The organism is Salinimicrobium catena, assembly GCF_900102915.1.
GTDB classification, from domain to species: Bacteria; Bacteroidota; Bacteroidia; order Flavobacteriales; family Flavobacteriaceae; genus Salinimicrobium; species Salinimicrobium catena.
The window spans coordinates 1-7,309 of sequence record NZ_FNGG01000022.1; the positions used below are offsets into that span (position 1 = coordinate 1).

Consider the following 7,309-nt stretch of genomic DNA (forward strand, 5'->3'; position numbering starts at 1 on the left):
GTTCTCAGTTGTGAGTTCTCAGTTGTGAGTTCTCAGTTGTGAGTTCTCAGTTGTGAGTTCTCAGTTGTGAGTTCTCAGTTGTGAGTTCTCAGTTGAAAATTTCGCTTCGCTCAATTTTATGACTGATAACCGATAATTGATAACTAATATTCGAAAACTGAAAACTGAAGAATATGAAAAGTTACAAAGATCTCGATATTTATAAATTAGCTTTTGCTTATGCGATCGAGGTTCATAGAGTTTCACTTAAGCTACCAAAATTTGAGTTGTACGAGCAGGGGAGTCAGGTAAGAAGGTCTTCTAAGAGCATCAAAGACAATATTGTAGAAGGTTACGGCCGGAGGGTCTACAAACAGGAATTTTTGAAATTTCTTACTTATAGTCATGCCTCCCTTCTGGAGTGTCTATCTCAGCTGGAGATGATCGATGAGCTCTATGAGATTGACGAAATAAAGGAACTTAGGAAGAAGTATGACTTGTTAGGAGGTAAGATTTTTTCATTTATTCAGTATGTTGAGAAGAACTGGAAAAGTTGAGAATTATTCCGAAAGTATTATCTGAAGATTCCATTTCTTTTAACCGACAACCGACAACCGACAACCGACAACCGACAACCGACAACCGACAACCGACAACCGACAACCGACAACCGACAACCGACAACTGAAAAACCTCATCTACATAGGGAACATATTATCGCCGCGAGGAGGCAGTCCCACCTCTGTTGAAACGCTCTCGCCGTTGCTCCGCAAGGAGGGGTTTAGAGTAAAAACCGCTTCAGCCAAAAAGAACCAGGTTATTAGGTTGCTGGATATGGTACTGATGGTATTTAACAACAGAAAAAAAACGGATTATGTTCTGATCGATACTTACAGTACTAAAAATTTCTGGTATGCTTCTGTCATTGCCAGGCTATGTCAAAGTCTGAAATTATCTTATGTATCTATTCTCCACGGCGGGGAACTCCCGAATCGGCTGAAAACGTCTCCTAAAGCATCAAATAGACTTTTTAATAAGGCTTACCTGAACGTTGCTCCTTCTCTTTATTTAAAAACTGTTTTTCAGCAGGCGGGAATCCTGAACGTCAAATATATTCCCAACAGCATAGATATTCAGAAATATCCCTTTTTAGAAAGGAAATCTCTGAAGCCCAGGCTACTTTGGGTGCGGGCATTTGACGAAATTTATGATCCAGTGTCGGCAATAAAGACGCTGGAATTGCTGCTGCCGGATTTCCCGGAAGCGACGCTTTGTATGGTCGGTCCCGTAAAAGATGATTCGTATAAAGAATGCCTGCGGTACGCCGGCCGCAAAAAATTACCGGTGAAATTTCCCGGCAGAATGGAAAAAAAGGAGTGGACAGATCTTTCCAGGAGTTATGACATTTTCCTCAATACTACCACTATTGACAACGCTCCTGTAAGTGTTGTTGAAGCCATGGCGCTTGGCTTGCCCGTGGTTTCAACAAATGTTGGAGGACTTTCATATCTTATTTCTGCCGACATAGACGGAATACTTGTTCCTCCCCAAGATCCCGAACGAATGTCCCAGGCTGTAAAAGAAGTGCTTCGTCATCCTGCCCGTTCCGTAGAAAGGACCCGCGCGGCCCGTGAGAAAGTGGAAGCTTTTGATTGGGAAAGGGTAAAGCTGCTGTGGCAAGATCTTCTTAAATAAAAATTCCCTGATTCATTTTTTAATTATTTGATTTTTAGTAATTTCAACAACAAAGAAACTCCTACAGTTTTCTGTTTTTGTCCGGATGGCATCAGCGGAATTTTTCGGGCTTATCGATTCCTCCCTACTGTAAGCTCAACTCTTAAATGTCTGTTTTACTGTTAAAAGGAGGCACTATAAAATATGGTGCTGGGGAAGGCTTATGGACTCATCAAGATTTAGCACAAAAAAAAGGGAAGCAGAACTTTCAGCTTTAAACTCTTCCTTATATTTACCACGTAAAATCTTTTTAATGTCCCGAAGGCGACGCATGCATCTTGAAATTTCTGAACGTAAGGTGTTCCTGCGGATCTTTGACCTGATCTGGGTATTTGCCGCTCTTTACCTAACTAGTGTTTTCTTTAGCATGAACTATTACAGGATAAGTGCAGATTTTTGGATCTGGACCCTTGTGCTGGGATCATACCTTATGCTCTTCTCCACGGTCTTTGAATTATATGATCTTCAAAAGGCCAGCCGGTATGAGGCGGTCCTTAAGAACGTGATCCTTACCACTTCTGTAACAGTGCTTTTCTTCTTATTGACTCCACTGCTCACCCCGGTCTTGCCGGACAACAGGATGCAGATCGTCTATTTTTACCTGGCGATCGCAGTTTCAATGCTGCTCTGGAGGTTTACTTATATCAGCCTTATCTCAACCCGCAGGTTCGAAAAGCGAGTGCTTATCATTGGCGATTCCTTCAATGTGGATCTTATTTCAAGTCAGCTGCAGCGGGCAGATCCGTACTACAATGTGATTGGGTATGTGAATACAGCTAAGGAAGAAGAGGCTGCAAATGAGCATTTCAAGCCTGGGATCTACCGGTATTCTGCCGAGGATCTCACCTCGATCATCAGAAGGCATAAGGTAGATGAGATCCTTATTTCAGATATTGAGCCTGAAGCTGAGATCTCAGACCTTAACGAGCAGATCTTCGTGCTTTTAAAAAGGGGGTTTCCCATAAGGGATTACAGTATGGTCTATGAAGAAAAGACGCACCGTATACCCGTGCAGCACATTGAACGGAATTTTTATAAGTTCTTCAGGTTCAGCAGCAGCAATGACAACAAATTCTACCTTTTCTTTCACCGGACCGCAGACATTTTTCTTTCCATCCTGGGATTAATTATCGGGGCTTTGCTGATTCCCTTTATTTACTTCGGAAACCTCATTGCTAATCCGGGGCCGCTTTTTTACAAACAAAAAAGGGTAGGAAAGAACGGAGAGGTTTTCGATATCCTGAAATTTCGCACCATGCCCTGTAATGCTGAACCCAATGGTGCACAGTGGACCAAAAAGAATGACGGCCGCGTCACCCGCTTCGGAAAATTCCTTCGCAGGTCAAGAATAGATGAGTTTCCGCAATTCTATAACATCATAAAAGGAGAGATGAGCGTGATAGGTCCAAGGCCCGAAAGACCTGTTTTTGTGGAGGAACTTTCAGAACTCATTCCCTATTATGATACCCGCCACTTTATCAAACCCGGACTTACCGGCTGGGCACAGGTCATGACAGATTACGCCGACAGTCACGCCGACAGTCTGGAAAAACTTCAGTACGACCTTTACTACATTAAACACCGCAATGTGTTCCTGGATATCACCATCCTGGTGAAGACGCTTAGTACCATTATTTTTTTTAGGGGACAGTGATGTTAGTCGTTAATCTGTAGACGGTAGTTGAGGAACTTAGGTTGCCCGTTGCGGGTTGCAAGTTAGGTCAAAAGAAATTTTAACTAAGAGCGATTAGTGGAGTCCTAATTTCTTTATGCTCTTCTTTAACCTTTGTGATCTTTGTGTGAAACTTCACTGTTGCCGGTTGTTTGTTGCCTCTTGCCTGTTGCAGGTTGAAAAAATTATTTCTTTTGCACTGTCAGACTGAGCCTGCCTGCCGGCAGGCAGGCGCGACCGAAGGGAGCTGGTCGAAATCCTGCTGGAAATCCATGACCTGTTGATTCAGAGTTTCCAAAATAGATATTGGTTCTTAAAATGAGATTTCTCAGTCGTGCCTCCTTCGAAATGACATTTTATCAAACCACAAACCACAAACAGAAATTCAGCGGTCTTTGCGAAACCTTTGCGCTCTTTGCGAGAAATGAACAGTTTCCTGTTTACGATATTTCTGAACAACAAACCAAAAGCAATAAACCACAAACACTTAAACAGGTTTCCTGCTCCGTTTCCAGGGTACCATGGCGAAGAGGAAAATGAACAGCGCCAGAAATTGTGATACCCGGGCGATATAATTTCCATGACGGGTATAAAAAGTAATTCGGTCATTGAGGGTTACCTCTCCTCTTAAAGCTCCCTGTTGCTCATACCCCAAAGAAGAAGTGATCTCTCCTTTTTCATTGATAAAGGCAGATATTCCCGTATTTGCGCTGCGGGCAATAGATCTTCTGTTCTCGATGGCACGCAGCCTGGCATAGCTCAGATGTTGCTTGTGGCCCTGAGTTTCTCCCCACCAGGCATCGTTGGTGATAATGGCCAGGAAGTCCGCTCCTTTCTTAACATAACCTGTCGTAAAATCACCATAAACCGATTCGTAGCAGATTATTGGTCCTACTTCTTCGGAATCTTTCAATTCAAAAACGCCGCGTTCCTTTTGAGTGGTCTTCATGGCTACTGTACCGCCTAAATCGATCATGACATTGCCAAGCACAGGCTTTAATACCTCCTGGTACGGGAAGTTCTCAACCCCCACCACCAGTTTGGATTTGTGGTAAAAACGGGTGGAATCGTTGGCAGTGACCATAAAAGCCGAATTGTAATCGTCGTACCAGTCGTTTGGTCCTATCTGGTTGCTTTGAGAACGAACCCGCGACGGATCGCTAAAACGATCGTACATGGAGATACCGCTCAAAAAGCTGATTTCCGGATGTTTTCTCACAAATTCCCTGGTGAAGAAGTTGGCTTCAGATCGCCTGAAATCGCTCAGGATAGTACCGTCGGCAAAAACGGTTTCAGGAGCGATGATAACTTTGGTCTTATCGGTGATATTTTCTTCAGCCAGTTCAGTGAGCAATTGGCCAATTCGGGTATCGTTGGTATTGTATTTTTCGGTGTAGGGGTTGATATTCGGCTGTAGTACAACGGCTTCCAGTTTTTCCTCGCTTTCTTCGTAGTTAGCCAGGATGAGGATGGAGATCCCGATGGGGACGAGGATCAAAAGCCCATTCTTGAGAATTCCCCGGTATAATATCGCCTTTTCTTTATATTGCTCGTATAGCAGGAGCATCTTCAATAGGGAAATATTTACCAGCAGCACCCAAAGCGTTCCGCCGAAAGTTCCCGTATATTCATACCATTGGATCCAGGAAGTCCTTTCAGAAAAAGCGTTTCCGAGGTTGAGCCAGGGCCAGGAAAACTCCCAGTTGAGGTGCAGGTATTCAAAGACCATCCAAAAGCTGATGAAAAAAGAGGCGGAGGCGCTGAAATTGACCTTTTTTGCCACTATGTGAAAGATCAAAAACACCAGAGCCATGAGCAGGGAATTCACTGTGATTGCGAATATTCCGCCGAAAGGAGTGGAAAAATACAGCCAATAGGTGGTGATGAGGTTCCAAATGAAAAAACTCAGGTAGGAGAGTCCGAAGATCTTTAGTTTTCTGTTATGCGCCTGTTTAAGCCTGATGTGCTGCTCGGCGTAGAGCAGGGGCACGAATGCAAAGAACAACAGGATCGGAAATCCGTAGGTGGGCCAGCCCATTGCTAAAAGAAATCCGGAGAGCAGTGCGTAAAGGAGATACTTCATGGAAGCCAAATTTACGAATTAATTGCTTTGAAAAAAGCTGTTGGCTTTTAGCCTTTGGCCGTTAGCTTCTGGAGAGTTTCACTTTACAAGTATATATCCGCTGAAACTTTGGTGGAGGAGGATCAAATTTTAAAACTCAGAACTGCAAACTACGAACAACGAGCAAAGAACAACAAACTCCAAACAACAAACCCTCGCAAGTTTTTACTATTTTTACCCAAAACCAACCTATGAGCCTGAGAAAACACGTTCCTAACACCATTACCATCCTCAATTTACTTTGCGGAAGCATTGCCACTATTTTTGCCGTACAAGGAAACCTGGTTATGGCTGCCATTTTTGTGGGCCTGGGAATTTTCTTTGACTTCTTCGACGGACTGGCCGCCAGGATGCTCAACGTGAAATCTGAATTGGGCCTGCAGCTCGATTCGCTGGCCGATATGATCACCAGCGGAGTGGTGCCGGGGATCGTAATGTTCCAATTGTTCAGGAAAAGTTTGCCACGCTACGAAGCTACTGCTGTAGACTGGGAAGCCGGAAATGATCTTATGGAATGGAATTTTCCTGTCCTGGCATTAGTAGGTTTACTGGTCACCGCCGCCTCGGGCTACCGACTGGCAAAATTCAATATTGATGAACGTCAAACAGATTCTTTCATTGGTTTGCCAACACCCGCGAATGCCCTGCTGATCATCAGTCTGCCGCTGATCCTGATCTTTCAGCCGCAGCCTGCGCTGGTGGAGATCATTTTGAACCCGTGGTTTTTGGTTGCCCTTACCTTGTTCAGCTGTTATATGCTGAACGCTGAAATTCCGCTGTTCGCACTGAAATTCACCACCTGGTCTTTTGTCGAGAACAAGCTTCGATATTTCTTCTTGCTCTACTGCTTGATCCTGGTGATCTTCGTGCAGTTCGCTGCCATTCCGCTCATCATCCTTTCGTATGTGATCCTTTCGATGTTGTCAAATAGAAGGAGACCGAAGGTTGAAGCTTAAAAAAGGTCGCCAGTTTCGGGTTGCGTGTTGAAACATTTTTTTGTTTTACTGTCAGACTGAGCGCGACCGAAGGGAGCTGGTCGAAGTCCTTCTGGAAGAGATTCAAAATTTTCGTACCTGTATAGATCTGCGATATCTGCGGGAAAGATTAAGTTCTGCTGCGAGTTGAGATTTCTCAGTCGCTTTCAGCTCCTTCGAAATGACAATCGGGTTGAAAACTTGATGTTACTTTGTACGAAACTTTGCGCTCTTTGCGTGAAAAATTGGTTGCCAATTGCCTGTTGCAGGTTACCCGTTGTTTTTTGAGATTTCTCAGTCGTACCTCCTTCGAAATGACAGTCAGGCTAAAATTTGATGTTACTTTCTGCGTCCTTTGCGCGATACTTTGCGCTCTTTGCGTGAAAGGTTAATAGCCGGTTTCCTGTTGTATGTTGCCTGTTGCGGGCTGCGTATTATAGGTTGCCTGTTGGCAAGAGATCTCTCAGTCGTACCTCCCCTTCCTACCGGCCTTTAGATTTGGCTAATCAATTTTTTCTATGGTTCTTATTGAAAATAAAAAGAACGGGGTGAACTTTCTGCCGGCCAGGTTGACGACCCATTGCCTGTATTAGTCCCCGTTCTTTAATTCGGTTGCCAGAACCATATAGGATATTAGCCTTGCTTTTAAAGGTCTTAGTTAAAGCAACCTTTCTTGAAAAATAAAATTATGGAAAAAATTAGAGAAGTTGTTGGTATCGACATTAGTAAATTGACTTTGGATGTGTGTCTCCACCGTAATGGAGGTAGTTTCAGAACTTCCAATGATTATTGTGGAATTGAGGATTTGATTAATCGGATATTTTCCCA

General features: G+C 43.8%; 5 protein-coding genes. 4 read left to right on the plus strand and 1 reads right to left on the minus strand.

The genetic code is table 11. The annotated features are described in order from the left end of the window. Nucleotides 1-173 precede the first annotated feature (173 nt). The 3 genes from BLS64_RS14930 to BLS64_RS14945 all read left to right on the plus strand — a co-directional run bounded on the left by BLS64_RS14930 (nucleotide 174) and on the right by BLS64_RS14945 (nucleotide 3,367). Nucleotides 174-536 (plus strand): four helix bundle protein, encoded by a 363-nt coding sequence (locus BLS64_RS14930; protein ID WP_093114519.1) that lies wholly within the window; start codon nucleotides 174-176, stop codon nucleotides 534-536. A gap of 205 nt (nucleotides 537-741) precedes the next feature. Further along, a complete protein-coding gene (locus BLS64_RS14940) occupies nucleotides 742-1,674 on the plus strand; it encodes a glycosyltransferase family 4 protein (RefSeq protein ID WP_093114518.1) in 933 nt (310 codons plus the stop codon). A 292-nt stretch (nucleotides 1,675-1,966) separates the two neighbouring features. Then, nucleotides 1,967-3,367 carry a sugar transferase gene (locus BLS64_RS14945; protein ID WP_093114517.1) on the plus strand — a complete coding sequence of 467 codons (1,401 nt, stop codon included), beginning with the start codon at nucleotides 1,967-1,969 and terminating at the stop codon, nucleotides 3,365-3,367. Nucleotides 3,368-3,872: 505 nt separating this feature from the next. Here the strand turns inward: BLS64_RS14945 and lnt are convergent. After that, the gene (gene lnt / locus BLS64_RS14950; protein WP_093114516.1) at nucleotides 3,873-5,468 is read right to left on the minus strand and encodes an apolipoprotein N-acyltransferase; all 1,596 of its coding nucleotides are present in this window, start codon (nucleotides 5,466-5,468) and stop codon (nucleotides 3,873-3,875) included. A 230-nt stretch (nucleotides 5,469-5,698) separates the two neighbouring features. Between lnt and BLS64_RS14960 the strand changes: the two genes are divergently transcribed. After that, nucleotides 5,699-6,463, plus strand: a complete 765-nt coding sequence (locus BLS64_RS14960) for a CDP-alcohol phosphatidyltransferase family protein (RefSeq protein WP_093114514.1) — start codon at nucleotides 5,699-5,701, stop codon at nucleotides 6,461-6,463. Nucleotides 6,464-7,309 lie beyond the last annotated feature (846 nt).